Origin of the sequence: Pseudomonas putida (assembly GCF_028682635.1) — a bacterium.
Taxonomy (GTDB): domain Bacteria; phylum Pseudomonadota; class Gammaproteobacteria; order Pseudomonadales; family Pseudomonadaceae; genus Aquipseudomonas; species Aquipseudomonas putida_AE.
Genome location: NZ_JANHLK010000011.1, coordinates 168,718 through 193,569, shown reverse-complemented (window position 1 = coordinate 193,569; position 24,852 = coordinate 168,718). Strand labels below are relative to the sequence as shown.

The 24,852-nt window shown below is 62.0% G+C and carries 19 protein-coding genes; 10 read left to right on the top strand and 9 right to left on the bottom strand.

The annotated features are described in order from the left end of the window. Positions 1–37 precede the first annotated feature (37 nt). The 4 genes from NPS56_RS16165 to pvdM form a co-directional block, all read right to left on the bottom strand. On the bottom strand, positions 38–1,687 hold the full coding sequence (locus NPS56_RS16165; RefSeq protein WP_274075511.1) for a cyclic peptide export ABC transporter: 1,650 nt from the start codon (positions 1,685–1,687) through the stop codon (positions 38–40). A gap of 215 nt (positions 1,688–1,902) precedes the next feature. Beyond that, positions 1,903–2,766: a formylglycine-generating enzyme family protein gene (locus NPS56_RS16160; protein ID WP_274075510.1), complete on the bottom strand. Its 864-nt coding sequence runs from the start codon at positions 2,764–2,766 to the stop codon at positions 1,903–1,905. Between the two features lie 154 nt (positions 2,767–2,920). Continuing rightward, positions 2,921–4,201 (bottom strand): aminotransferase class V-fold PLP-dependent enzyme, encoded by a 1,281-nt coding sequence (locus tag NPS56_RS16155; protein WP_274075523.1) that lies wholly within the window; start codon positions 4,199–4,201, stop codon positions 2,921–2,923. A 29-nt stretch (positions 4,202–4,230) separates the two neighbouring features. Next, positions 4,231–5,580 carry a pyoverdine-tailoring dipeptidase-like protein PvdM gene (pvdM, locus tag NPS56_RS16150; protein ID WP_274075509.1) on the bottom strand — a complete coding sequence of 450 codons (1,350 nt, stop codon included), beginning with the start codon at positions 5,578–5,580 and terminating at the stop codon, positions 4,231–4,233. A 185-nt stretch (positions 5,581–5,765) separates the two neighbouring features. Between pvdM and NPS56_RS16145 the strand changes: the two genes are divergently transcribed. After that, the gene (locus NPS56_RS16145; protein ID WP_274075508.1) at positions 5,766–7,385 is read left to right on the top strand and encodes a PvdJ/PvdD/PvdP-like protein; all 1,620 of its coding nucleotides are present in this window, start codon (positions 5,766–5,768) and stop codon (positions 7,383–7,385) included. Between the two features lie 143 nt (positions 7,386–7,528). On the opposite strand, the gene NPS56_RS16140 is transcribed toward NPS56_RS16145, so the two are convergent. The 3 genes from NPS56_RS16140 to NPS56_RS16130 are packed head-to-tail and all read right to left on the bottom strand — an operon-like array spanning position 7,529 to position 12,077. Continuing rightward, positions 7,529–8,923, bottom strand: a complete 1,395-nt coding sequence (locus NPS56_RS16140; protein WP_274075507.1) for an efflux transporter outer membrane subunit — start codon at positions 8,921–8,923, stop codon at positions 7,529–7,531. 7 nt (positions 8,924–8,930) lie between these two features. Beyond that, complete coding sequence (locus tag NPS56_RS16135; protein WP_274075506.1) at positions 8,931–10,904, bottom strand: MacB family efflux pump subunit; 1,974 nt, start codon at positions 10,902–10,904, stop codon at positions 8,931–8,933. Then, a complete protein-coding gene (locus NPS56_RS16130) occupies positions 10,905–12,077 on the bottom strand; it encodes an efflux RND transporter periplasmic adaptor subunit (RefSeq protein WP_274075505.1) in 1,173 nt (390 codons plus the stop codon). A gap of 368 nt (positions 12,078–12,445) precedes the next feature. Here NPS56_RS16130 and NPS56_RS16125 point away from each other — a divergent pair, with 368 nt between their 5' ends. The 5 genes from NPS56_RS16125 (at position 12,446) to NPS56_RS16105 (ending at position 19,034) form a co-directional block, all read left to right on the top strand. Next, positions 12,446–12,928 carry a sigma-70 family RNA polymerase sigma factor gene (locus NPS56_RS16125; protein WP_168758677.1) on the top strand — a complete coding sequence of 161 codons (483 nt, stop codon included), beginning with the start codon at positions 12,446–12,448 and terminating at the stop codon, positions 12,926–12,928. A 145-nt stretch (positions 12,929–13,073) separates the two neighbouring features. Continuing rightward, positions 13,074–14,408, top strand: coding sequence for a lysine N(6)-hydroxylase/L-ornithine N(5)-oxygenase family protein (locus tag NPS56_RS16120; protein ID WP_274075504.1), 1,335 nt, complete (start codon positions 13,074–13,076; stop codon positions 14,406–14,408). A gap of 237 nt (positions 14,409–14,645) precedes the next feature. Continuing rightward, a complete protein-coding gene (locus NPS56_RS16115; protein WP_274075503.1) occupies positions 14,646–15,059 on the top strand; it encodes a response regulator in 414 nt (137 codons plus the stop codon). 111 nt (positions 15,060–15,170) lie between these two features. After that, positions 15,171–15,797: a response regulator transcription factor gene (locus NPS56_RS16110; RefSeq protein WP_274075502.1), complete on the top strand. Its 627-nt coding sequence runs from the start codon at positions 15,171–15,173 to the stop codon at positions 15,795–15,797. Continuing rightward, on the top strand, positions 15,798–19,034 hold the full coding sequence (locus NPS56_RS16105) for a transporter substrate-binding domain-containing protein (RefSeq protein WP_274075501.1): 3,237 nt from the start codon (positions 15,798–15,800) through the stop codon (positions 19,032–19,034). A gap of 73 nt (positions 19,035–19,107) precedes the next feature. Here NPS56_RS16105 and NPS56_RS16100 read toward each other — a convergent pair whose 3' ends face one another. Then, complete coding sequence (locus NPS56_RS16100; protein ID WP_274075500.1) at positions 19,108–19,647, bottom strand: PaaI family thioesterase; 540 nt, start codon at positions 19,645–19,647, stop codon at positions 19,108–19,110. Positions 19,648–19,773: 126 nt separating this feature from the next. Further along, positions 19,774–20,682, bottom strand: a complete 909-nt coding sequence (locus NPS56_RS16095; protein ID WP_274075499.1) for a LysR substrate-binding domain-containing protein — start codon at positions 20,680–20,682, stop codon at positions 19,774–19,776. Between the two features lie 104 nt (positions 20,683–20,786). On the opposite strand from NPS56_RS16095, the gene NPS56_RS16090 reads away from it, so the two are divergent. The 4 genes from NPS56_RS16090 to NPS56_RS16075 all read left to right on the top strand — a co-directional run bounded on the left by NPS56_RS16090 (position 20,787) and on the right by NPS56_RS16075 (position 24,756). Beyond that, the gene (locus NPS56_RS16090) at positions 20,787–21,653 is read left to right on the top strand and encodes a pirin family protein (protein WP_274075498.1); all 867 of its coding nucleotides are present in this window, start codon (positions 20,787–20,789) and stop codon (positions 21,651–21,653) included. A 93-nt stretch (positions 21,654–21,746) separates the two neighbouring features. After that, positions 21,747–22,430, top strand: a complete 684-nt coding sequence (locus NPS56_RS16085) for an isochorismatase family protein (protein ID WP_274075497.1) — start codon at positions 21,747–21,749, stop codon at positions 22,428–22,430. A 54-nt stretch (positions 22,431–22,484) separates the two neighbouring features. Then, a complete protein-coding gene (gene ycaC, locus NPS56_RS16080; protein WP_274075496.1) occupies positions 22,485–23,111 on the top strand; it encodes an isochorismate family cysteine hydrolase YcaC in 627 nt (208 codons plus the stop codon). A 202-nt stretch (positions 23,112–23,313) separates the two neighbouring features. Continuing rightward, entirely contained in the window at positions 23,314–24,756 is a 1,443-nt protein-coding gene (locus NPS56_RS16075) for a mechanosensitive ion channel domain-containing protein (RefSeq protein WP_274075495.1), read from the top strand. Positions 24,757–24,852 lie beyond the last annotated feature (96 nt).

Genomic DNA, 24,852 nt, shown 5'->3' with positions numbered 1-24,852 from the left:
CAAGCCCGCTCCCACATTTGAATGGCGCCAGACTTGATCAGGCGGTTGTCAGCTCGGTCACGACCCGTCCGCTTTCCATGCGCACCAGTTGGTCGGCGACGTCGAAGTAGCGGTCGTCGTGGGAGATCACGATGATGGTCTTGCCCAGGCGCTTGAGGTCCGGCAGCAGCTCGGTGTAGAAAATCCGCCGGAAGGTCGGGTCCTGGTCGGCCGCCCACTCGTCGAACACCAGCACCGGACGCTCTTCCAGCCAGGCATTGACCAGCGCCAGGCGCTTGCGCTGGCCGGTGGACAGGTCGGTGGTGGTGAAGTTGCCGTCCTTGACGCTGACCTTGTGCGCGATCTCCAGGCGCTGCAGGTACTTGTTGGCGTCTTCGGGGATATGCGTATCGCCCTGGACCACGTCGTCGAACAGGTAGTAGTCGGCAAAGATGGTGGTGAACAGCTGGCGATAGTCGTCGCGGTTGTGCGCGTCGATGGCCTCGCCGTTGACCCGGATCTGCCCCTGTTGCGGCGTGTATAGACCCAGCAGCAACTTGATCAGGGTGGTCTTGCCGCAGCCGTTCTCGCCGACGATGAAGGTGATGTCGCCCTGCTTGATCGACAGGTTGACCGGGCCCAGCTGGAACGGCGCCGCCCCCTCGACCGCCGGGAAGGCGTAGCGTACGTCCGCCAGTTGCAGTTCGTGCACGGCCTGCTCGACCTTACCCTGGTCGCTGAGCAGCAGGTGCGGTTCCGGGGTGGAAAACTGTTCGGACAGTTCGGCGATACGGCGGAAGGCGATCTGCGCGCGGCTGACGATCGGCAGGGTGCTGATCAAGTGCTCCAGCGGGCCTTTCATGTACAGCAGCACCAGGACGAAGCCGCTCATCACGGTTTTGTCGGCGCTCGGCCAGAAGGTTTGCAGGGCCAGGGCCAGGCCGATGACCACGAAGAACAGCATCGAGCCGAAGGTCTTGGCGATGACGAAGGTGTTGATCGAACGCACCTGGGTGTTGCAGATGAATTCGGCGGTGCCCTTGATGCCCGCGGTGAACATGCGCTGGCGGCGTGGGCGATGAATGCGCAGTTCCTTGGCGCCTTCGGCAATCGCGTTGTAGTGCTTTTGCAGCTCGTCTTCAGCCTCGCGAGCGGCCATGAAACCTTGCACGCCCTTGCTCTGGGCATAGGCCTGGATGGCGGTGCCGATCAGGATCGCGGCGACCATGATCAGGAACATCGGCCACGACAGGATCGCCAGGTAACCCATGCAACCCAGGGTCACGGTGACGGAAATCGCCAGCGGCGCGAACGCGAAGGCGAAGTCGCTGATGGTGTCGACATCGTGGGTCAGCACCGGGATCAAGCGATGGCTGCGATAACGCTCGATCTGTTCGATCGGCGCCGACAGCACCTTCTCGCCCAGCTGTTTGCGCAGCTTGGCAATGATGTGCTGGCCGACGTAGTTGGTGCCGATGTCCGAGCAGATGGAACTGGCCAGCGCCAGCAGGCACAGGCCGGCGAACAGCGCGACCACGCCCTGGGTCAGGCCACTGTCCGAATGCAGGGCATTGTTGATGGTCGCCAGCAACACCGTGACGCTCAGGCCGCCGACCATGCCCAGGAAAATGGACGCGGCGACGATGAGTCGAAAGGGTTTGAGCAGGGCGAACAGCTCGCCGATGGCGCCGCGGGTGGGCTGGGTCATGGAAGACGGTTCCTTGGGTCGGAAGGCAGATACCCAGTAGAACGTCTGGTCGAGGGGTTAATTTAGACAGTGCTGATTGGCGGTGAGGTTGCTCACACCGCAAAACCCTGTGGGAGCCAGTCTGCTGGCGATGGCGGACGGTCAGTCGACATCTTTATTGACTGAAAAGTCGTCATCGCCAGCAGGCTGGCTCCCACAGGGGGAAGTGGTACGCCTTAGAGTTCGCGGATTACGCGAAAGCCCATCCAGTCCCCACGCTCCTGCGGGTACTGGCTGTTGCGGTTGCCTGAGCGGGAGAACACCGGGGCTTCACCCCAGTCGTTGCCGCGGATGCGCACGGCTTCGCAGTTGGCTTCCAGCCAGGCGCTGCCGTCGGTGGGGGCGCCGACGTAGTTCGGGTGTTCGCAATCCTCGACCCATTCATAGACGTTGCCGTGCATGTCGTACATGCCGAAGGCGTTCGGTGGGTAGCTGCCGACCGGCGAGCTGAAGCTGAAACCGTCGGCCGGGCCGTAGGTGTTGGCGTGTTTGGCGATGCTGTATCCCTTGCCTTCATCGAACGGGAAGGGGAAAGGGCCTTTGGTGCCTGCGCGTGCGGCGTATTCACGTTGGGCCTCGCTGACCATGCCGTACTTCTGCCCGGTTTTTTTCGACAGCCAGGCGACATAGTTTTTCACGTCGTCGAAGTTCATGCACACCGCCGGCTGGCGCGGGCTCTGCGGGTAGCGCGGCTTGCTGGCGACGCATTCGCGGCCGGGGCGGGTATCGCCGTTGGCGATGGTCACGCCGCTTTCCTTCACGTAGCTGTCCCACTCACCAGCGGTGATCTGGAAGCGGCTCATGGCGAAGGGCTTGGCGAAGGTGACTTCATGCATCGGACCTTCATCGGGCTCGCGGCCGACTTCGTCATCGGGGGTGCCCATGGTGAAGGTCCCGGCGGGCAGCACGACCATTTCGGGGCAGTTTTTGCAGTCCTTGAAGACCTTGCCGGGTTGGGGTGGCGTGGCGGCCTGCGCAGCAGCCGGAAGCAGACTGGCGAGGATGGCAGCCAGTCCAACGGTCAGCAGATTTCGGTTCATGACTCATCTCGATCAAAGAAAAAAACGGGTGTTGTGCGAGGTCCAATGTGGGAGCGGGCTTGCTCGCGAATGCGGTGTGTCAGGCAGCATGAGTGTCGACTGACACACCGCATTCGCGAGCAAGCCCGCTCCCACAGGGTTTCGCGTCATACCTTCAGGCGGTTTTATTGAGCAACACCATGAAGCGGTCGATTTCGTGTTCGTTGTTGAGCAGGCCGGGGGCGATGCGGATCACCGGGCCGACGTCGCGGTCCACCGAGTCGCAGACCACGCGGTTCTGCATCAGTTGGACGGCGACCTTTTCGCAGTCCTGATCCTTGATCCGGAAGAAGGTGAAGCCGGCGGACAATTGCGGGCTCTTTGGCGTGACCAGTTCGATCCGCGGCTGTTCCAGCAGGCGGTTCTTGGCGTAGGTGTTGAGTTCATGGATGCGCGCCTGGACCTCGGCCTTGCCCAGGTCCAGGTGCAGCTTGAATGCTTCGTCTGCGGCCCAGCGGTGTTCGAAGCTGTGATAGCCGCCGGGGGTCATGATGGTGGCGAAGTCGCTGGATTCGCTGAAGGTCGGAATGATCGGCGTGACGTCCCTGACCTCGGCGGAGCGGGCGCAGATGATCCCGGTACCCCGGGGGCCGAACATCCATTTGTGGGTGCCGGCGATGAAGAAGTCGCAGTGCATGTCGGGAAAGTCGAGGTCCTCGACGCCAAAGCCGTGCACGCCGTCGACCACATACAGGATGCGGTCTTTCTCGTCGCGCTGGCGGTTCAACTCTTCGACCAGCTTGCCGATTTCGCCGATCGGCAGTTTCACGCCGCTGCCCGATTGCACCCAGGTCATGCCCAGCACACGGGTCTCGGGGCGGATGCCCTGGGTGATCGAAGCGAGCACTTCATCCACGGAAACGTCGCGGCTGTTGTCGAACAGCTTGAGCTTGCGCACCTGGGTCCCCTGGCGTTGCTGACGAAATTCCAGGGTGTAGTTGGTCGAGTAGTGTTCGTGTTCGCTGACCAGGATTTCCTGGTCCGGGCGCACATGAATCCCGCCATAGATCATCGCCAGGCCTTCTGTGGTGCTGCCGGTCAGCGCGATCTGCTCAGGCTTGGCATTGAGGTAACGACCGGCCCAGACCCGCACGTTGTGCTCGCGTTTCTCGGTTTCCTGCAGGTCCCAGTCCATGGCCCGGCCAGGGTTGCGGTCGATGTTGGCGCGGTGCATGTCGATCGCGTTGCGCACCGGCGTGGGGTGCGAGGTGACGAGGAAATTGGCGAAATGCAGGTAGTCCGGGTCCTGATTGAACAACGAGCGCAATTGCGCCCATTTGCCCTTTGGCAAGGGCTGGGGATTGCCGGCCAGCGCCGGCAGGTTCACGCCAGCAGCCAGGGGCAGGCCGGCGGCGAGAATGCCGGCCTGCTTGAGGAAGGAACGACGGTTGGTCATGGCTTGGGCTTCGCTTGGCAAAAGTGGCATCAGTTTTTCGCGACGGGGCGGGCGGATTTCTCGACCTGGTCCCAGACCCGCAGGAAGTTGCCGCCCCAGAGCTTGGCGATATCAGCCTCGCTGTAACCGCGGCTGATCAACTCGGCGGTCACGTTGCGTGCCTCGCTGACGTCCTTCCAGCCGTCCAGGCCGCCGCCATCGTTGAAGTCGGAGCTGATGCCGACGTGATCGATGCCGATTTTCTTCACCGCATAGTCGATCGCGTCGCCATAGTCCTTGAGGGTGGCCTTGGGTTCTTCGTCGACGATCGCGTAGAGCTCGCTGGCGTATTCGCCGAACCGTTGCTCAGACCACACGGTGATGATCGGGTCGCCCGGCATCAACGCCATCTCCAGGCCTTGCAGCGGTTGCAGGTCGAAACGCGCACGCAGGGCGTTGAGTTTGTCCTGGGTGGCCTGGCTCAGCGGGCGGATGTAGGTCGGGAAACCGACAATCTGCACCACGCCGCCGCTGTCCTTGATCAGCTGCATCTCGTGGTCGCTAAGGTTGCGCGGGATGTCCACCAGGGCGCGCGGGGCAGAGTGCGAGGCGACCATCGGCGTGCGGCTCAAACGGGCCACTTGCTCCAGGGCCTTGGTCGACATCTGCGACACATCGATGATCACGCCGAGGTCGTTGAGGCGCTGCACGGCCTGCTTGCCGATGTCCGAGAGACCGCCGAGGGCGTCCCGGGAATCGTTGAAGAACGGCAATGGCCTGGAAGAATCAGCCCAGGCGTTGTTGCCCACATAACTGAAGCCGAACATGCGCATGCCCCGCGCCGCCCATTTGTCCAGGGCGTTGAGGTCGTTGCCCAGCGGGTAGGCGTTGAGCATGCTCATGAAGATCGCGAACTTGCCTTCGCCATGCAGGCGGCGGAAGTCGTCGGGGGTGTAGGCGATGGCGGCCTGATTGGGAAAATCCCGCACCAGGGCGCTGATGATCTTGTAGCGGGTTTCCTGCTCGAAGCGTGCCTCTTCGATGAACCCGGCGGTGGGGCGATGCGGCGCGTTGGCGCCGTTCCAGATTTCCGGCCAGCCGAAAATCGTCAGGGCCGCGCCGGACAGGCGTCCGCGCCCGCTCTTGACCAGGTCGAACTGGCCGCTGCCGTCCTTGTCGGCTTCATTGCCGGCGGTGCCGAAGTCCATGGGGATGGTGATGTGGCTGTCGAAGGAGAGAAGGCGCTCATGCAGATCATCGGCCTGTTTCATCACCTTGACCGGGTAGCCGGGATTGTCCTTGAACCAGTAGTCCCAGGCCGCAAAGCCTGCGCCCGCGCTGATCGCCAGGGCCAGCGGCAGGCCGATGAAAAGAGCCTTTTTCGAACGTGGTTTTGTCATTGCCGTCTCAGTCAGGTTCGCCTTTGCTATCTGGGGGGAACGAGTGGCCGAGGAAGGAATTTAGTGTTTGTGCTGGCCTCTTCGCTGGCAAGCCAGCTCCTACAGTAGACCGCTTTTAAATTTGTGCGGGCAACATACGTTCTAGCTTGGATAAAGCCTGCTTCATGGCTGACACAGGTAGGGCAATGACGATTTCTCGACGATGGTTCATGGCAGGCCTGGCGCTGACCGGCGCTGCCGTGCCTGCGGCTTTTTACGGGCATCGTGAATGGACGAAGCCGGACCCGACGATCACGCCGGGGGAAGCTTCATTCGATGTGGCGGATGTCGCCGGCCAACGCCTGGCGGACACCCTGCGCGGGGTCTGGCAGATCCGTTTCGAAGGTCGCGATGCCGGGCTTGAGGGCTTGCCACAGGACGGGTTGGAGCTGTTTCTCGACATCGGCCACAAGGGCCGTGGCCTGATCGGCTTTCTCGACACCGCCGAGCGTTTGCGTGGCAGCGAAGCGCCGCGTTATCGGGTGCTCGGCGATGTGGCCGGGGTCAAGCCGGCCCAATTGAGTTGGCGCTTGCTCAGCGCCGGTGGCAGCTGTGATTACGAATTCAGCATGGCGCTGGACGAAGTCTGGGCCGGTTTCGGTAACGCCGGCAGCGGCAGCCTCAGTGGTCGCGTGCTGGATCTGGATCGTCCCTTGATGCTGACGGCCCAGGACAATCGCTTCGTCGCGGTCAAGAAAGTGTTCCCCGAAGCCCGCGAGCGAACCGGTCTGAATCCGCCACTGCTGGCCTGGCTGACGTCCCAGGAACATCGGTTGTTCCACCAGCTCTGGCATGCGTCCCGGGACAAATGGCACACCTTGCCCGAAGACAAACGCAACGCCTTGCGCGGCATCGGCTGGCAGCCCGGGCCGCGGGACCAGGAGCGTGACGCCCGGGGCAAGCGCAAGGATCGCAACGGCTCGGGGGTGGACTTTTTCTTCATGCACCGGCACATGCTCGGCACGGCGCGTTCGATGATGGACTTGCCGTCGTGGACGCAGTTCCCCTTGCCGCAACCGGAGCTGGCCCGGGACCGCATCGGCTTCGCCAATTATTTCGACAACCACGACGGTACGGCGCTGCCGCCGACCTGGTTGGCCGAAGACGATGACGAGTATTCGCAGTGGGTCAGCGACATCAAGACCGCCGAGACCTACCACAGCAATTTCCAGGTCTGGGAGTCGCAATACCGCGATCCGCGTTACCTGTCGAAGCTGACCCTGGGGCAGTTCGGCTCAGAGGTCGAGTTGGGCCTGCACGACTGGCTGCACATGCGTTGGGCCTCGGTGCCGCGCGATCCGTCCAACGGCCAGCCGGTACCGTTCGCCCGCGATCCGTCGGACTTTTCCGCGCGCTGGTATGCGCCGGAAAACGACTTCCTCGGCGATCCGTTCTCGTCCCACGTGAACCCGGTGTTCTGGCACTTCCACGGCTGGATCGACGATCGCCTGGAAGACTGGTTCCGCGCCCATGAGCGTTTTCATCCGGGGGAGGTGAGTCGGCTTGAGGTCAATGGCGTGCAATGGTTCGCGCCGGGGCGGTGGGTCGAGATCGATGATCCGTGGCTCGGCCCGGGGACCCATGGTTGCAGCACCACACCGGGGTTGCAGGCGGGGAAGTCGGTGGAGATGGACCCGGAGACCATGAAACTGGCGTTGCGGATTACCTTTGGTGAGGATGAAAAGAAGCTCGCGGATCTGTTCCGCAAGGTGCCGCAGCGGCCTTGGTATGCGCGGAATCTGAAGGCCAACACGGTTTCGAGTTAACCGCCCCCCAACCATGCGGCACACAAAAAACCTGTAGGAGCTGGCTTGCCAGCGAAGGCGGCCAGACAGGAGATATTGATATTGGATGTGCCGGCCTCTTCGCTGGCAAGCCAGCTCCTACAGGTATTGCGGCAATATCACGATCACAAGGCCTGCCACCCACCGCCAAGCGCCTTGTACAACGCAATACTCGCCTGCATCCGCGCCAACCTCAGCTGCACATTCAAATCCTGCGCCGCATACAGCGTGCGTTGCGTCTCCAGCACCGTCAGCAAATCCTCGGCCCCCGCTTCATAACGGCTTTGCGCAATGTCGAACGCGGTCTGCGCCTGGCTCAGTTCCTCGCTTTGCCATTGCCGCTGTCCGTCCAGCCCGCGAATGCTGTTGAGGGCTTTTTCCACGTCGGCGAATCCATTGATGATCGCCCCGCGATAGGTCTCCAGCAGTTCTTCCTGGCGGCCCAAAGCCTTGTCGCGTTGAGCGCCCAGGCGCCCGTTGTTGAACACCGGCGCCAGCAGCCCGGCGGTGAGGTTGTAGAAAGGGCTGCGCAGGATGTCGCCAGCACTGTCGGCACCCGAGCCGATTTCCGCGCTCAGGGTAACGGTCGGCAGCATGGCGGCGCGGGCGACGGTGACGTCGGCCTGGGCGGCGGCCAGTTGCGCTTCGGCCCGGGCGATGTCCGGGCGCCGGCTGAGCAATTCACTGGGGACACCGGCGTCGATGGCGGGCCAGGACAATTGATCGAAGTGTTCCTGGCCCAGCGCCAGTTCCTGCACGGGGCGGCCGAGGAGGGTGGCGAGGCTGATCTGCGCGTCCCTGGCCTGTTGTTGCACCAGCGGCAATTGGCGTTGCTGCGCCGCCACCAGGCTTTTTTGCTGGGCCAGTTCCAGGGCGGTCGCGGAACCTGAGTCGAAGCGGGTCTGCACCAGTTTCAACACGTTCTGCGCGTTGGCCAGGTTCAGCTCGGCAATGCGACTCTGCTCCTGCAACGACAAGGTTTGCGCATAGGTGTTGGCCACGCCGCTGAGCAGCGTCAACTCGACGGTGGCCTGATCGAACTCGCTGGCCTGCAAGGCAAATTGTGCGCTGTCACGGGACGCACGCTGGCCACCCCAGAAATCGATTTCGTAGCTGGCACTGAGGCTGGCGTTGAAGTAATCGACGGCGCTGTTGTCGCTGTCCGCATCCAGTTGGCTGTAGCCATCGCCGCGCAGCAGTTTTTGCCGGTTGGCATTGAGCGCGGCCTTGACCTCCGGCAGCTGGGAGCCCGCGGCGACCACCGTTTGCGCCTGAGCCTGGCGCACCCGGGCGATGGCGGCGGCCAGGTCGTAACTGCCCACCCGGGCCTGTTCGATCAGGCGACCCAGTTGCGGGCTGCCAAAGCGGTTCCACCATTGCTGGTTGTCGCGGCTGGCGCCGGCGGTGTGCGGCGATTGCCAGGCGGCGGGCGGCGTTATGTCGCTGTCCGGGCGCTGGGCGGGACTGCCACAGGCGCCGAGCAACAGGCAGAGGGTCAACACACTCAGTTGCGGCTTCATCGAGAGATCATTCACTGGTAAGGGCCGTGACCGGGTCGAGTCGGGCAGCTTTGCGGGCCGGCATGAAGCCGAAGACAACACCGGTGACCAGGGCGCAGCCGAAGGCGCCCAGCACCGCTATCAGGGAGAACGCCACGGCGACTTCGCTGAGGATCAGCACGCCGCCGACGATCAGCGCCAGGGCGATCCCGGCCAGGCCGCCGACCACCGAGAGCATCACCGCTTCGGTGAGGAACTGGCGCAGGATGTCCCGCTGGCGGGCACCGGTGGCCATGCGGATGCCGATCTCGCGGGTGCGTTCGCGCACGGTCATGAGCATGATGTTCATCACGCCGATGCCGCCCACCAGCAGCGAAATCGCGGCAATCGAACCGAGCATCAGCGACAGGGTGTTTTGCGTGCGTGCTTCGGCCTGGATCATGGCCGCGTTGTTCGTCAGCTCGAAATCCTTCTTGCCGTTGTGCAGGCGCAGCATCAGTTGTTCGATGGCGTGCTCGGTCTCCTTGACCTTGCGCGCATCGGCGGCGGCAATCGCGATGTATTCCGGGTTGTGGGTACCGAACAGCCGCACGCTGGCGGCGGAGTAGGGGATGGCGATGCGGTCGTCGCTGTCGGAGTCGCCGGAGCTGGCGCCTTTTTCCGCGAGCACGCCGACCACCTGGAACGGCACGTTTTCGATCAGGATGTACTGGCCGATGGGGTTGGCCACGTCCTTGAGCAGTTTGGTCCGCACCTTGTGGCCGATCACCGCGACCGCTGCGGCGTTCTGTTCATCGGCCTCGGTGAAATAGCTGCCTTCCACCACCGGCCAGTTGAAGATCGCCGGGAAGTTGGTGTCGTTGCCGCCGACGTAGCTCAGATGGTCGAGGTTGCCGAAACGTACCCCGGCTTCCTGGCCATTGACCGGCATGATGCGCATCACCTGGGGCAGGCTCGCCACCGCCTTGACTTCGTCCAGGGTGACGATGCCCAGCGGCGTTCGCGGGTTGGGCGACGAGCCGCTGAGGTAAATGATGTTGGAGCCGAACGCGCCCATCTGGGCCATGACCTGGCGCTTGCTGCCTTCGCCGACGGCCAGCATCACCACCACCGACGCCACACCGATGATGATCCCCAGCAGGGTCAGCGCGGTGCGGAACTTGTTGATCCACATTACCCGCCAGGCGGCTTGCACCGCATCGACCAGTTCGCCTTTCCAGGCGCCGTTGGCTTGCGCGCCTTCCGTCAGGCGCTTGCGCAGGTCCACGGCCTGCAGCGCACCGGGATTGGCCGAGGTTTGCGCGGCGGGATTGTCCCGGGCGCTGTCGCTGATGATCAGGCCGTCGCGGATCTCGATGATGCGCTTGGCCCGCGCCGCCACTTCGCGGTCGTGGGTGATGAGGATCACCACGTGGCCCTGGCTCGCCAGCTCGTCGAGCAGCGCCATGACTTCCTTGCCGCTGTGGCTGTCAAGGGCGCCGGTGGGTTCGTCGGCGAGAATGATATGGCCGCCGTTCATCAAGGCGCGGGCGATAGACACCCGTTGCTGCTGGCCGCCGGACAGTTGGTGCGGGCGGTTGCCGGTGCGCGTGGCCAGGCCCAGGCGTTCGAGCAGGGCCGCGGCGCGGGCATGGCGCTCGGCGGCCGGAGTGCCGGCGTAGATCGCCGGCATCTCGACGTTTTCCTGGGCCGAGCCCGACGGGATCAGGTGGTAACCCTGGAACACGAACCCGAAGGCTTCACGGCGCAGCCAGGCCAGTTCATCGCTGCCCAGGGCGGCGACGTTTTCTCCGGCGAAACGGTATTCGCCTGAGGTAGGGCGGTCGAGGCAGCCGAGGATGTTCATCAGTGTCGACTTGCCGGAACCGGAGGCGCCGACGATCGCCACGAACTCGCCGGCATGGATCGACAGGTCGATACCGCGCAACACATGGACTTCAGGGGCGTCGCCACCGCCGTAGGCTTTGCGGATGTCCGAAAGGCAGATCAGGGGCGTCTGCATTCAACCGCCACTCCCGTCGGCCGGGCCGATCAACAAGTGATCGCCCTCCTGCAGGCCGTCGAGGATCTGCACCCGCAGGCGGTCGCTGATGCCGGTGCGCACGTTGCGTTGTTCGATGCTGCCGTTCCTGGCCACCACTTGCGCGGTCTGGCTGTCGGCTTGCGCGCCGGCCTGCAGGGCGGCGATCGGCGCGGTCAGCACGTTCTGCGCCTGATCGGCGACGAAAAATACCTGGGTGGTCATTTCCGCCATCAGCGCGTTGTCGGCGTTGTCGACGTCCAGCAGCACGGTGTACAGCACCACCCGCGCGCTGCCGCTTTTGCTCGAGCTGGCGGGGCTGCCGCCGCCCTGGCTGGTCTGGTCCAGGGGTTTGGGCGGTACGGGCAGAATCTGCCGCACGGTGCTTTGCCAGCGCCTGGTGCCGCCGCTGAGGGTGGTGAACCAGGCGTTCATGCCGGGTTTGACGTGGCCGATGTCGGCTTCGGAGACCTCGGCCCACACGGTCATCGGCGACAGCTTGGCGATACGCAGGATCAACGGGGTCTGCTGCTGGGCATTGAGGGTCTGGCCTTCCCGGGCATCCAGCGCGACCACGGTGCCGGACATCGGCGCATAGATCCGCGTGTAGCCGAGCTCGGCCTGATCGCTGCGCAGGCTGGCCTGGGCCTGGCGAATCTGTGCCTGGAACATGTCGATGCGCGCTTGGGTGGCACGCAGTTCGGCCTGGGCGGTCTGCACGTCTTCTTCGCGGGTGGCGTTGCCGGCCTTGAGGTGCTGCTGGCGCTGGTATTTCTGCTGGGCGAGGTCGTGTTGCGCGCGTTGCTCCTGGAGCTGCGCTTTCAGGTTTTCGATGGAGAAGCGCCCGGCATCGAGTTTGGCCTGTTGCGTGGAAGGGTCGATTTCCACCAGCAACTGACCTTCCTTGACCCGGTCACCGACTTCCACATGGATCTTCTGGATCTGCCCGGACGCCTGGGCGCCGACGTCGACATAACGCCTGGGTTGCAGGGTACCCAATGCCGTGACACTGCTTTCGATGTCGGCGCGGGTGACCTGCACGGTGGCGAACTGGTCACGCCCGGGCGGGATGAACTGCCAGGCCGCAACGGCGATAACGGGGATCAGGCTGAGTGCTACAAGCAGGGCGCGTCGGGTGTGACGGGGACGTTTCATGCAGGGTTCCAAAGCAGTTGAACACTGCCGTGGAGCCGGCAGGGACATGGAGCTGTCCTTGTAGACGAGGACAGCAGCAGGGAATTTAGGCCCGGACACACGGCGTTACACCTGCCCCTGTAGGAGCTGCCGAAGGCTGCGATCTTTTGATTTTAAAGATCAAAGGATCGCAGCCTTCGGCAGCTCCTACGGGGGCGTGCAAGCCGTAGACCATGACTATTTGTCGGGCAAGCCAAAGCAATACTTTAAATCTATATGAGAATTACTATAAATTACGCATCTCAAACTGCCACTATCGTGCCACTGCCAGCTTTTGTGGTCGAGTAGCGGGCTCAAGGACAGTAACCGCACCCGTGCGGACGGGAGTCATGTTGGAAAACTACTATCGAGAGCTGGTGTGTTTCCTCAACGCCAAGCTCGGCAACCGCCAGGTCGCCGAAGATGTGGTGCATGACGCTTATCTGCGAGTCCTGGAGCGCTCCAGCGACACGCCGATCGAGCAGCCCCGGGCCTTCCTCTATCGCACGGCCTTGAACCTGGTGATCGACGATCACCGGCGCAATGCGTTGCGCCAGGTCGAGTCGCTGGACGTGCTCGACAACGAAGAGCGCTACTTCAGCCCATCGCCCCTCAGCAGCCTCGATCACGGCCAGCGCCTGGACATGCTCCAGCGCGCCCTGGCGGAATTGCCGCGCCTGTGCCGCGAGAGTTTCCTGCTGCGCAAGATCGAAGGCCTGTCGCACCCGCAGATCGCCGAACACCTGGGCATTTCCAAGGCCTTGGTCGAAAAACACATCGTCAATGCGATGAAGCATTGCCGGGTGCGGATGCGCCAATGGGATGCCCATTGATCTTCGCGTACATCCGTTCTTGTTAAATTTTATTTCACTGTCCTCGTTCCTAATCAACAGACGACCTGCTGTCCTGCTCAAGGCCGGTCAGGTCACTTAGGCTTATCTCCCCGCCGCTCGGGGGCTTATCCAGAGGACACTGGAAATGACACAGGCAATTGCATCGCCCATCGTTCACGACCTGATCGGCGTTGGTTTCGGCCCTTCGAACCTGGCGCTGGCCATCGCCCTGCAGGAGCGCGGGCCGACCCAGGGCGAGCTGGATGTACTGTTTCTCGACAAGCAGGCCAACTACAGCTGGCATGGCAACACCCTGTCGACCCAGAGCGAGCTGCAGATTTCCTTCCTCAAGGACCTGGTGACCCTGCGCAACCCGACCAGTCCTTATTCGTTCGTCAATTACCTCAAGGCCCACGGGCGCCTGGTGGACTTCATCAACCTGGGCACCTTCTATCCGTGCCGCATGGAGTACAACGACTATCTGCGCTGGGTGGCCGCGCAATTCGAGAAGCAGAGCCGTTACGGCGAAGAAGTGCTGACCATCGAACCGGTGCTGCACAACCAGCAGGTCGAAGCGCTGCGGGTGATTTCCCGCGATAGCACCGGGCATCAACAGGTGCGCACCACCCGTTCGGTGGTGGTCAGCGCGGGCGGTACGCCGCGTATTCCCGAGGCGTTCAAGGCGCTCAAGGGCGACAACCGCGTGTTCCACCATTCGCAATACCTGGCGCAGATGGCCAAGCAGCCGTGCGTGAACAACCAGCCGATGAGTATCGCGATTATCGGTGGCGGGCAGAGCGCGGCGGAAGCCTTCATCGACCTCAACGACAGCTTCCCGTCGGTGCAGGTCGACATGATCCTGCGCGGTTCGGCCCTGAAGCCGGCGGACGACAGCCCGTTCGTCAACGAAGTGTTCTCGCCGGAGTTCACCGACCTGGTGTTCCAGCAGGAGAGCAGCGAGCGTGAGCGCCTGGTCAACGAGTACCACAACACCAACTATTCGGTGGTGGACATTGACCTGATCGAGCGGATCTACGGGATTTTCTACCGGCAGAAAGTTTCGGGCGTTGCCCGCCATGCGTTCCGTACCCTGACCACTCTCTCAAAAGCCACCGCCACCGAACGCGGCATTGAACTGACGATGTGCAACAAAGCCACCGGCGAAATTGCGGTCCGTCACTACGACGCCGTGGTGCTGGCCACCGGTTACGAGCGGCAGATGCACCGCAAGCTGCTGGCCCCGCTGGAACAGTACCTGGGTGATTTCGAGGTGGACCGCAACTACAAGTTGATCACCGACGAGCGCTGCAAGGCCGGCATCTATATGCAGGGCTTCTGCCAGGCCAGCCATGGCTTGAGCGATACCTTGCTGTCGATCCTGCCGATTCGTGCGGACGAGATTGCCGGGTCGTTGTATGACCATGGCAAGAACCGTGGGCATCGTTCGGTGGTGGATCTGTTGTTGGCGACTGCCAGCTGAGAACTTCGGCGGCTGTGAGGCCGCCATCGCCAGCAGGCTGGCTCCCACATTTGACCTGTGTACGCAGATCTATTGTGGGAGCCAGCCTGCTGGCGATGAGGCCCTGAAGAACCCTGCGATTCCCCCACGTATCACCAGCGTCAGATTAAGCGGGCAGTATTTCGGATTTTTCCTACAGAACGCTCGGCAGGTCTTCCGTAGTCTTGCCCCCTCATCAATCTGACCCGGGGGGGCACGTTGCCCAACAAGTCCTTACGCATCCTGATCGCTGACCCACAACACTTCAACCGGATGAAAATCGAGCGGCTGTTCAACCAGCTCGATTATTTTCGCGTGGCGCCGGTGCACAGCCTCGAAGAGCTGCTGAACCTGGTCGAGTACGGTTGCGAACCCTTCGATCTGCTGGTCATCAATGCTGGCATGGCCGACGGCAAGCTCGACCTGCTGGATTTCTGTCTCGACAACCGGCAGGTGGCGCACGCGCTGATTTTCGACGGCGAGCGCGCGCAACTGCGCCCCACCGCGCCCTCTGCAAGGCAAAAAGTCCAAGTGAGCCATGCCTTGCTGCCGGACCTGGCGACTATCCAGCGGTTGATGGCGGTCGTTGATCGACCTCTACCGTTCGTCGCAACTGTCATTTCTGTCAGGTAGTCCGATCGGTTTTTACGTGCAAGAGTCTATGCGCAGCTGCTGTGTTCATTTCGGGTTCTTGCCCATGGGCCGTCAGTGCCCGAACGTCGTGTTTATGCATAGGGAGTTGCCATGAAGTCAGCGATGGCTGTGGACGATCATCCGGTGGTTCGCGGTGCAGTCAAAAGCGTACTCAGGCATTTGGGATACAAGCGTATCCACGAAGCGGCCTGCGGTAACGAAGTTTTGCCGATGATCCGCGATAATAAACCGGAACTGATTGTGCTGGACCTCAACCTGCCGTCGCTCGACGGCCTGGATGTACTGGCACGGATCCAGATCGAGGAGATGCCATGTAAGGTGGTGGTGTTCACTGCCCAGGAACCGGCGTTTTTCCAGGATCGTTGCATGCGCGCCGGTGCCATGGCCTACGTCGCCAAGACCAACGATCTGGAGCATTTGCAAAAAGCCGTGCAGGCCGTGATGGCCGGTTACACCTATTTCACCCGGTTGCCCACAAGCTCCGTGTCCCTGAGCCAGGCGCAACGCAGTGAAAAACAGATGATCGACAGGCTTTCAGATCGCGAGTTGTCGATTTTCCAGCAACTGGCCCAGGGTAAGAGCAACAAGGCAATCGCCGAAATCATGCACCTGAGCCACAAGACCGTCAGCACCTACAAGACCCGCTTGACTGAAAAACTCAACGTGGAGTCGTCGGTGCACCTGAGGGATCTTGCCCAACGTCATCACTTGATCTGAATGAACGCCATTCGATACCTGCTGTTGGCCCTTTGCCTTTGGGTATCTAGTGTCTGCGCGCAGCCGCAAACCTTGACCTTGCTGGGCCGTTCCAGCGTGGAGGGCCAAGTGCTGCGGTTGTCGGCCGCCGATGCGCGCTGGTTGCAGCAAAAAGACCGTTTGGTGCTGGCCGTTTCAGCCCCGGATTATCCACCTTTCGACATCACCACCGACCACACGCTCGAGGGGGTGACCGCCGACTACGCCGATCTGCTCCGGCAGTTGCTGCGGGTAGAGATCGAAGTCCGGCGCTATCCATCGCGCGAAGACGCCGTTCGAGCCGTCAAGCAAGGCGCGGCAGACCTGCTGGGAACCTCCAACAGCTACGAGTCCCAGGACCCGCAACTAAAAATGTCCCGCGCCTATGCGGTGGATCAGCCGGTATTGGTGACCCGCGTTGATGCACTCCAGGTGCTGGACCCGACACTGGCCGGCAAGCGCCTGGCGATGCTCTACCACTACTTGCCTGAACAAAACGTCCAGCGGTTCTATCCCGAGGCCCAGGTTCAGCTGTTCCCCTCGACACTGGCGGCTGTCGGGGCCGTCGCCTTCGGCCAGGCGGATGTGTACCTGGGCGATGCGATCAGCGCCCATTACCTGATCAGCAAAAACTACCTGAACAACGTCCAGCTGGCTGACTTCTCGCCCATGGAATCCGGGCGCTTCGCCTTTGCCATGGCCGGCGACAACCCGGCGCTGCTGCGCATTGTCGACAAGGCCCTGGCGTTGATAACGGCCAATGAACAGATGAACATCCAGCGCCGCTGGGGAGCGAGCGGGGTGTCCATGCCGGGCACGCAGTCCCTGCAACTGAGTGTGACCGAGCAGCGATGGCTCGACCGGCACCCGCGAGTGAGCGTGGCGATCAACGAGAACATCCCGCCGATTACTTTCCTGGACAGTGAAGGCCGGTTTCGCGGCATCGGTGTCGATGTGCTGGCGAAAATCAGTTTGCGCACCGGCTTGCAATTCGACATCCGCGCCATGCCGTCGGTGGCGCAGATGGTGCAAGCGATCAAGCGTGGCGAGGTCGATGTGCTGGCGGGTATCGGCCTGAGTTCCCTGCGTGAGGAAGACCTGCTGTTTACCCGGGCGTTCCTGACCAGCCCATCGGTGCTGGTGACGCGCCTGGCGCCGGACAGCCCCAGGACCCTGGATGACCTGGCCGGAAAAACCCTGGCGCTGACCCAGGGCAATATCTCAGGCGAGTTCGTTCGCCAACACTTCCCGTTGATCCGGTGTGTGGATGCGCCCTTGTCGGCCGATGCCATGGAAATGGTCGCCCAAGGCAAGGCACAAGGTGCCATCAACTCATTGATCAGCGCCCGTTACCTGATCTCCCGGCAGTACCGTGATCGCCTCCAGGTCACCAGCACGGTGGGCATCGATCCCGCGCGCAGTACCCTGGCGACCGGGCGCGAGGCCAGCGAGTTGCACTCGATCCTGGACAAGGCCTTGCTCAGTATCCCCCCGGAAGAAATCGACGAACTGATACTGCCCTGGCGCAATGACCTGATGGTGGAACAGAGCTATTGGCTGCGCCATCGCCAGAGCATTTTCCAGGCGTTCGCGGTGGCCGGCGCCTTGCTCTTGCTGGCACTGGCCTGGATCGCCTGGCAGCGCCGGCAGATCCGTCAGCGCCAGCAATGGCTGGCCCGATTGCAGGAGGCCAAGGACGCCGCCGACGATGCCAACCGGGCCAAGACCACGTTCCTGGCAACCATGAGTCATGAGATCCGCACGCCGATGAATGCCCTTATCGGCATGCTTGAACTGGCACTGAAAAGCGCCGATGAGGGCGTGACCGATCGCCCGGCCATCGAGGTGGCGTCAGATGCCGGGCAACAGTTGCTTGCCTTGATCGGCGACATCCTGGACATTGCCCGTATCGAGTCCGGGCACTTGTCGCTGACGCCGGAGCGAGCCAATCTGCAGGCGCTGGTGCTGTCGGTGTGCCGGGTCTTTGAAGGCCTGGCCCGGCAGAAGAACCTGCAGTGGCGGGTCGAACTGGACGAGCACAGCGACCGCGATGTGTTGATCGATCCCACGCGATTCAAGCAAGTGCTGTCCAATTTGCTGAGCAATGCCATCAAGTTCACCCACAAAGGCGAGGTCAGCCTGCGCTTGCGAGTCGTGCCCGCGTCGGCGGAGCGTCTCGCGGTCAGTGTGCGTATCGAGGACAGCGGCAGCGGTATCAGCGCCTTTGACCAGCAACGCCTGTTCAGCCCGTTCGTACAGGCCGGCAACCGTCAGCAATCAGGCCGTCAGGGTTCCGGCCTGGGTCTGGTGATCAGCCGCACGCTGTGCGAAATGATGGGCGGGCGCTTGCAACTCTCCAGCGTCCTGGGACGCGGAACCCGGTTGGACATCAGCCTTGAACTGCAGGCATTGCAGACGTTGCCCGGCACTGAAATGGCGCCGAGTGAATCGACGGCAAGGACCCGGCCGCTGACGATTCTGGTGGTGGACGATTACCCGGCCAACCGCTTGCTGCTTTCGCGGCAACTGAGTTACCTGGGGCACCGGGTGCTGCTCGCAGAGGATGGCCAGCAAGGGTTCGAGCAATGGCGTGAACACGCTTGCGATCTGGTCGTCACCGACTGCAACATGCCGGTGGTCAGCGGTTATGAACTGGCGGGTGCGATCCGCGATGAGGAACGCTTCCAGCTGGGGTCGCCAACGGTGATCCTGGGCTTCACCGCCAACGCTCAACCCGAGGAGAAAATGCGTTGTATCGAAGCGGGGATGGACGATTGCCTGTTCAAACCCATTCGACTGGTCGACCTGAGCGCCTGGTTGGCCACGCGTTTTTCCAGCGAATCGCCAGGCCTGAGCGCAGCGCCTTCCAGCAGCGAAATCGATTTAAGCGGCTTGCAACGCTATACAGGGGCCGACAATGAACTGATCACTCAGTTGTTGCATGACCTGGCCGTTGCCAATCGCGATGATCGCGAACGTCTGCGGCAAGAACATGCCAGTGGTAACTACCACGGCTTGAAGGACCTGGCGCACCGCATCAAGGGTGGCGCGCAGATGGTCCGGGCGCAGGCGCTGGTGGCGTGTTGCGAGCAACTGGAGCGTGCCTGTGGCGAGGGCGATGCCGCACTGATCGACGCCGCCGTCGATCAGTTGCACCAAGTCATGACGCGCCTGGACCGCAGTCTTGAGCAGGGCTGCGGCTTGAACCCGGCGGTTTAATCCCAGGCTGGCGCCAGGCCCTTGGGCTTGCCCCGGGCGGCGTTCCGACGATGGGACGACTCGGTCTACAGGCTTAACCCCGAGCCTCAAGAATCAAGCAAGTCGTCGTCCCCGTCGCATACAACCGTCCATCCACATCATAAATCCGCCCCTCGGCCAGCGCCGTCGAACGCCCCAGATGCACAATCTTGCCCTCGGCCCGCACCGGTCCGCTGGCGCTGTTCAACGCCCGGACATAACTGATGCGCAGATCCAGCGTCGTATAACCCTGGCCTTTTTTCAGTTGCGTATGGATCGCGCAACCCATGCACGAATCCAGCAAAGTCGCGGCATAACCGCCGTGCACGGTGCCCAGCGGATTGTAATGCCGCGCATCCGGAGTGCCCTGGAAGACGAACAGCCCGGCGGACCATTCGACAGGGATGAAATCCATCAGCGTGCCAATGGGCGGCGAGGGCAATTCACCGTTGCCGATGCCCTCGAAAAATTCGGCGGGCGTCAGCGCGCTGACTTCGGCCATGGACAAACTGCCAGGCCCGGCCAGGCGGGCGCGCATGGCCTGTTCCTGGGCGATCCATTGGGCGAGCGTGGCCTCGCGGGTTGGGCTTTGCATGTGTAAGTCCTCTGAAGAAAACGAATATTATGGTTGTAATTTTCAAACCATATTATGTTCAGAATAAAATCTCCGCTACCCCCTCAAATCAACTTGACGCTTGCAGCTGAAAACCTGCAGCTGCTGTCAGGCAATATCGCTGCGGCTGAACTCCTCGCCCAGAAAGTCGATCAAGCTACGCACCGACGGCAGCAGGCCACGCCGCGACGGGAAGATCGCATGAATGACGCCACTCCTGGGCGCCCAGCCCGGCACCAGTTCGATCAACTGGCCGGCCTTGATCTCATCCCGCACCACCACACTGGGCAGGTGGACAATCCCGATGCCGGCCACCGCCGCGTGGCGCAAGGCCAACAGGTCATCGGTGACCATCCGTGGCGAGTGCCTGATCAGCGCGCTGCTGCCATCACCACCGAACAATTCCCACTGATACTCACGTTGCGCCGCCCCCCAGTGCAGGCTCGGCAAGCCACTGAGGTCGGCCGGGGAGGCGGGTGTCGACAGGCGCGGCAAAAAGGCCGGGCTGCCCACCACGCTCTGGGTGCTGTTGCCCAGCACCTTCATCACCATGTCGGTGTCTTCCAGCGGAGGAAATCGCACGCGCAAGGCGATATCGAACCCTTCATGGATCAGGTCGACCCGGCGGTTGGTGCTCTCGATGAACAGCTCCACCAGCGGATATTTGAGCAAGTAGCGGGTCAGCATCGGCCCGACCCAGGAGTTGAGCAGCGCCGTCGGACAACTGATGCGCACCACGCCCTGGGGCTCGGAGCGGTTACGTTCGATCAGTTCGGCGGCGCTTTCCGCCTCCACCCGCATTGCCAGGCAACGCTGGTAATACGCCTGGCCGATTTCCGTCAGCGAACAGTGGCGACTGCTACGGTGCAGTAAGCGTACGCCGAGGCGTTCTTCGAGTTCGGCGATGCGTCGGCTGAGCTTGGACTTGGGCATGTCCAGGGCCCGTCCGGCCGCGGCGAAACCCTGATGTTCGACCACTTGGGTGAAGTAATAGAGAGTGTTGAGGTCTTCCATCATCGTTCTCCAGATAGAACGCTAAAGCTGATTTTTGCAGTCTAGCGCAACAAAGGTCGCAGTTTTAAGCTCTGTCCATGGCTTCACTCACCTCATCAGGAGACACCATGAAAAACATCATCGGTATCTACACCAGCCCACGGGCCCATTGGGTCGGCGACGGTTTTCCGGTTCGCACGCTGTTTTCCTACGACAACCTGGGCAAGCACATCAGCCCGTTCCTGCTGCTGGATCACGCCGGCCCCGCGGAATTCACACCGACCACCGCGCGACGTGGCGTTGGTCAGCATCCGCACCGGGGTTTCGAAACCGTGACTATCGTTTACAAGGGTGAACTGGAACACCGCGACTCCACCGGCAGTGGCGGCAAGATCGGCCCCGGCGACGTGCAATGGATGACCGCGGCCTCGGGGATTCTCCATGAAGAGTTTCACTCCGAAGGTTTCGCCAAGAGCGGCGGCACCCTGGAAATGGTCCAGTTGTGGGTCAACCTGCCGGCCAAGGACAAGATGGCCGACGCCGGTTACCAGACGATTCTCGATAGCGACATCCCGAGCATTGCCTTGAAGAACAACGCCGGCAGCCTGCGCTTGATCGCCGGTGAATTTGAAGGCCACACAGGGCCGTCGCGCACCTTTACCCCCATCGACGTCTGGGACCTGCGCCTGAATGCCGGCAAGTTGCTCACGCTGGATCTGCATGAAGGACGCAACACCGCACTGGTGGTGTTGCGCGGCACGATCGAGGTCAACGGCCTGGAGTCGGTGCGCCAAGGGCAGTTGGCCTTGTTCGACCGCAAGGGCGATCAGATGACCCTCCAGGCCAGCGAGGACGCGGTGGTGCTGCTGCTCAGCGGCGAACCGATCGACGAGCCGATCGTCGGACACGGTCCGTTCGTGATGAACACCGAGCAGGAAATCCACCAGGCGTTCGCCGACTTCCAGTCCGGTCGCTTCGGCCAGATGCACGGTTAATCCGTTTCGCTTCAACAACCCGCTCTACACAGGATGAGTAGGCCGGTTCCCAGGCCAGGGATGGCTGTTGCCTGTCAAAAAGAGGAAACACTGATGAACACCGTCAATGCAGCCAATTTCAATGGCCAGAAACCGACGATCGACCCCAATGACAGCGCCATGCTGTTGATCGATCACCAGAGCGGACTGTTCCAGATCGTCAAGGACATGGATGTACCGCAACTGCGCGCCAACGCCATTGCCCTGGCCAAGGCGGCCACCTTGCTGAAGATGCCGGTGATCACCACCGCTTCCGTGCCCCAAGGGCCAAACGGGCCGCTGATCCCGGAAATCCACGAGGCTGCACCGCATGCCCAGTACGTGGCGCGCAAGGGCGAAATCAACGCCTGGGACAACCCGGAGTTTCACGCGGCAGTGAAAGCCACCGGCAAGAAAACCCTGGTGATCGCCGGCACCCTGACCAGCGTGTGCCTGGCGTTTCCGTCCATTGCCGCGGTGCATGAAGGCTACAAAGTGTTCGCCGTGGTCGATGCCTCGGGCAACCACTCCAAACTGGCCACTGATCTGACAGTTGCCCGCCTGGCCCAGGCCGGGGTGGTGCCGATCGACATCATGGCTACGCTCTCAGAGCTGCAAGGCTCGTGGAACCGTCCGGACGCCGAGCAGTGGGCAGCCGTCTATGCCCAGGCCATGCCGCATTATCAATTGTTGATCGAGAGCTACCTCAAGGCTCAACAAGTGGCGAACGAACATGAAACGCTGGATTCCCAGCGCTAACCGGGACACCCACGCCGATTTTTTCGGCATCGATAACACGCGAGGACCATTGCCATGACAACTTCTTACAAACGTCTCGACAAGGACAACGCCGCCGTTCTGTTGGTGGATCACCAGACAGGCCTGCTGTCGCTGGTGCGCGACATCGACCCGGACCGGTTCAAGAACAACGTGCTGGCCCTGGCCGACCTGGCCAAGTACTTCAAGCTGCCGACCATCCTCACCACCAGTTTCGAAACCGGCCCCAACGGCCCGCTGGTGCCCGAGCTCAAGGCGCTGTTCCCGGACGCGCCCTATGTCGCGCGTCCCGGCCAGATCAATGCCTGGGACAACGAAGACTTCGTCAAGGCGATCAAGGCCACCGGCAAGAAGCAACTGATCATTGCCGGCGTAGTCACTGAAGTCTGTGTAGCGTTTCCGGCACTCTCGGCGCTGGCCGAAGGCTTCGATGTGTTCGTCGTCACTGACGCCTCCGGCACCTTCAACGAGCTGACCCGTGAATCGGCGTGGAACCGCATGTCCACCGCTGGCGCACAGCTGATGACCTGGTTCGGCCTGGCCTGCGAGCTGCACCGCGACTGGCGCAACGACATCGAAGGCCTGGGCACGCTGTTCTCCAACCACATCCCGGACTACCGCAACCTGATGACCAGCTACAGCACGCTGACCAACAGTAAATAAACCAGGCAACACTCATACCCCTGTGGGAGCGGGCTTGCTCGCGAAGGCGGTGTGTCAGGCACATCAATATCGCCTGACGCACTGCATTCGCGAGCAAGCCCGCTCCCACAGTAGTTTGTGGTGTTCCGAAGCCACCAATTGCTCCTACACTCTGGCCAATCTGTGAGATCTTTCGCTCATTGTCCCGTGCCGGAGCTGCTTGATGCTGTCATTGCTCACCGAACACCCGTTGATCTGCGCTTTCGCCTTGATCCTGATCGATCTGTTGTTGTGGCGCTTGATCGGTACCCGTGGCCACAACGTGAAGCTTCTGGTTCGGCCGGTGATTTTCACCCTGTACAGCCTGGTGCTGTTCAACGAAGGCATGAACCCGTTGGAACCCGCACCCTGGGTCGACAACGTGCCGTTGCATCTGGCGGCCACGGGGTTGCAGATCGGCTGGTGGCTGTTCGCTGCGCGCACCCTGACCGTGCTGATCGGTGCGGGACTGATGCAACGGGTGGGACATACCGGGCGACTGCTGCAGGACCTGCTGGGTGCTGTGATTTTTCTTGTCGCGGTCATCGCCGCCTTGGCTTATGTGCTCAATCTGCCGGTCAAGGGCGTACTGGCCACTTCCGGCGCCCTGGCGATCATCGTCGGCCTGGCCTTGCAAAGCACCCTCAGCGACGTATTTTCCGGGATCGTGCTGAACACCACCAAGCCCTATCAACTGGATGACTGGATCGCCATCGACGGCACCGAAGGCCGGGTCATCGATATCGACTGGCGGGCCACGCGATTGCAGACCTCCCAGGGCAGCATGATCGTGATTCCCAACTCGCTGGCGGCCAAGGCCAAGATCACCAACTTCAGTCGGCCCAGCGATATGTTCGGCCTGTCGATCAGCCTGCAGGTCAGCCCCCACGTCCGCCCACAAACCGTGATCGATGCCCTCGAGCGCGCGATGCAGGGCTGCCGGAACATGTTGACTTCACCCGGCCCCAAAGTCGCGCTCAAAAGCTCCAATGCTTCCGGCAACGAATACGAAATCAGCGGCTTTGTCGCCTCGATGAGCGAAAAGCGCTCGGCACGCAATCAACTGTTCGACCTGGCGTACCGGCATTTGCGAGCATCGGGGATCCATCTGCTGTCGAGTGTCGAACCCAGCCCCTCAAGCGACATCACGCGGCCACGGGCGCTACTCGACAGCTCGCCGCTGTTTTCCACCCTGCGCCACGAAGAGAAAGAAACCTTCAGCCAGAACATGGCCCTGCAAACCTTCCGCATCGGCGAGACGATCCTGGAGGCGGGGGAGATCAGCGATCACCTGTTCATCATCGAGTCCGGGGTGGTTTCGGTCACGCTGAACCGCAACGGTATACCTATCGAATCCGGACGCATGGGGCCGGGGGAGGTGATCGGCGAGGCCGGTATCCTGACCGACAGCGCGCTGCCCGCCCATTTCACCGCGAAAACCCCATGCACGCTTTATCGCATCGAAAAGCAGTATTTGAAGCCCTGTCTGGATGCCCGCCAGGACATCAACGATGCGATGAAATCCTTGATGGAATTCCGCCTGAACAAGGCCCAGTCGCTGATCGCGGATGTGCCCGTCGTTGTGCCGAAGAAAGGGTTCTTGCAGTGGCTGCGTAGTCGGGTCTGATGGACGCGAGGGACCATTGGCCTCCTCGACTTCTGCAGGATTGGCTATTTGTGCACGCCGCCCCGGGGGCTAACTTAGTGCCACACCCACTTGCCA

What these genes read in the sequence shown, in the direction of transcription:
- NPS56_RS16090 (WP_274075498.1), top strand. Translation starts at nt 20,787, where the DNA reads ATGAAAAACATCATCGGTATCTACACCAGCCCACGGGCCCATTGGGTC.
- NPS56_RS16095 (WP_274075499.1), bottom strand. Translation starts at nt 20,682, where the DNA reads ATGATGGAAGACCTCAACACTCTCTATTACTTCACCCAAGTGGTCGAA.
- NPS56_RS16165 (WP_274075511.1), bottom strand. Translation starts at nt 1,687, where the DNA reads ATGACCCAGCCCACCCGCGGCGCCATCGGCGAGCTGTTCGCCCTGCTC.
- pvdM (WP_274075509.1), bottom strand. Translation starts at nt 5,580, where the DNA reads ATGACAAAACCACGTTCGAAAAAGGCTCTTTTCATCGGCCTGCCGCTG.
- NPS56_RS16140 (WP_274075507.1), bottom strand. Translation starts at nt 8,923, where the DNA reads ATGAAGCCGCAACTGAGTGTGTTGACCCTCTGCCTGTTGCTCGGCGCC.
- NPS56_RS16120 (WP_274075504.1), top strand. Translation starts at nt 13,074, where the DNA reads ATGACACAGGCAATTGCATCGCCCATCGTTCACGACCTGATCGGCGTT.
- NPS56_RS16145 (WP_274075508.1), top strand. Translation starts at nt 5,766, where the DNA reads ATGACGATTTCTCGACGATGGTTCATGGCAGGCCTGGCGCTGACCGGC.
- NPS56_RS16125 (WP_168758677.1), top strand. Translation starts at nt 12,446, where the DNA reads ATGTTGGAAAACTACTATCGAGAGCTGGTGTGTTTCCTCAACGCCAAG.
- NPS56_RS16130 (WP_274075505.1), bottom strand. Translation starts at nt 12,077, where the DNA reads ATGAAACGTCCCCGTCACACCCGACGCGCCCTGCTTGTAGCACTCAGC.
- NPS56_RS16085 (WP_274075497.1), top strand. Translation starts at nt 21,747, where the DNA reads ATGAACACCGTCAATGCAGCCAATTTCAATGGCCAGAAACCGACGATC.
- NPS56_RS16135 (WP_274075506.1), bottom strand. Translation starts at nt 10,904, where the DNA reads ATGCAGACGCCCCTGATCTGCCTTTCGGACATCCGCAAAGCCTACGGC.
- NPS56_RS16155 (WP_274075523.1), bottom strand. Translation starts at nt 4,201, where the DNA reads ATGACCAACCGTCGTTCCTTCCTCAAGCAGGCCGGCATTCTCGCCGCC.
- NPS56_RS16100 (WP_274075500.1), bottom strand. Translation starts at nt 19,647, where the DNA reads ATGCAAAGCCCAACCCGCGAGGCCACGCTCGCCCAATGGATCGCCCAG.
- NPS56_RS16110 (WP_274075502.1), top strand. Translation starts at nt 15,171, where the DNA reads ATGAAGTCAGCGATGGCTGTGGACGATCATCCGGTGGTTCGCGGTGCA.
- NPS56_RS16160 (WP_274075510.1), bottom strand. Translation starts at nt 2,766, where the DNA reads ATGAACCGAAATCTGCTGACCGTTGGACTGGCTGCCATCCTCGCCAGT.
- NPS56_RS16075 (WP_274075495.1), top strand. Translation starts at nt 23,314, where the DNA reads ATGCTGTCATTGCTCACCGAACACCCGTTGATCTGCGCTTTCGCCTTG.
- NPS56_RS16105 (WP_274075501.1), top strand. Translation starts at nt 15,798, where the DNA reads ATGAACGCCATTCGATACCTGCTGTTGGCCCTTTGCCTTTGGGTATCT.
- ycaC (WP_274075496.1), top strand. Translation starts at nt 22,485, where the DNA reads ATGACAACTTCTTACAAACGTCTCGACAAGGACAACGCCGCCGTTCTG.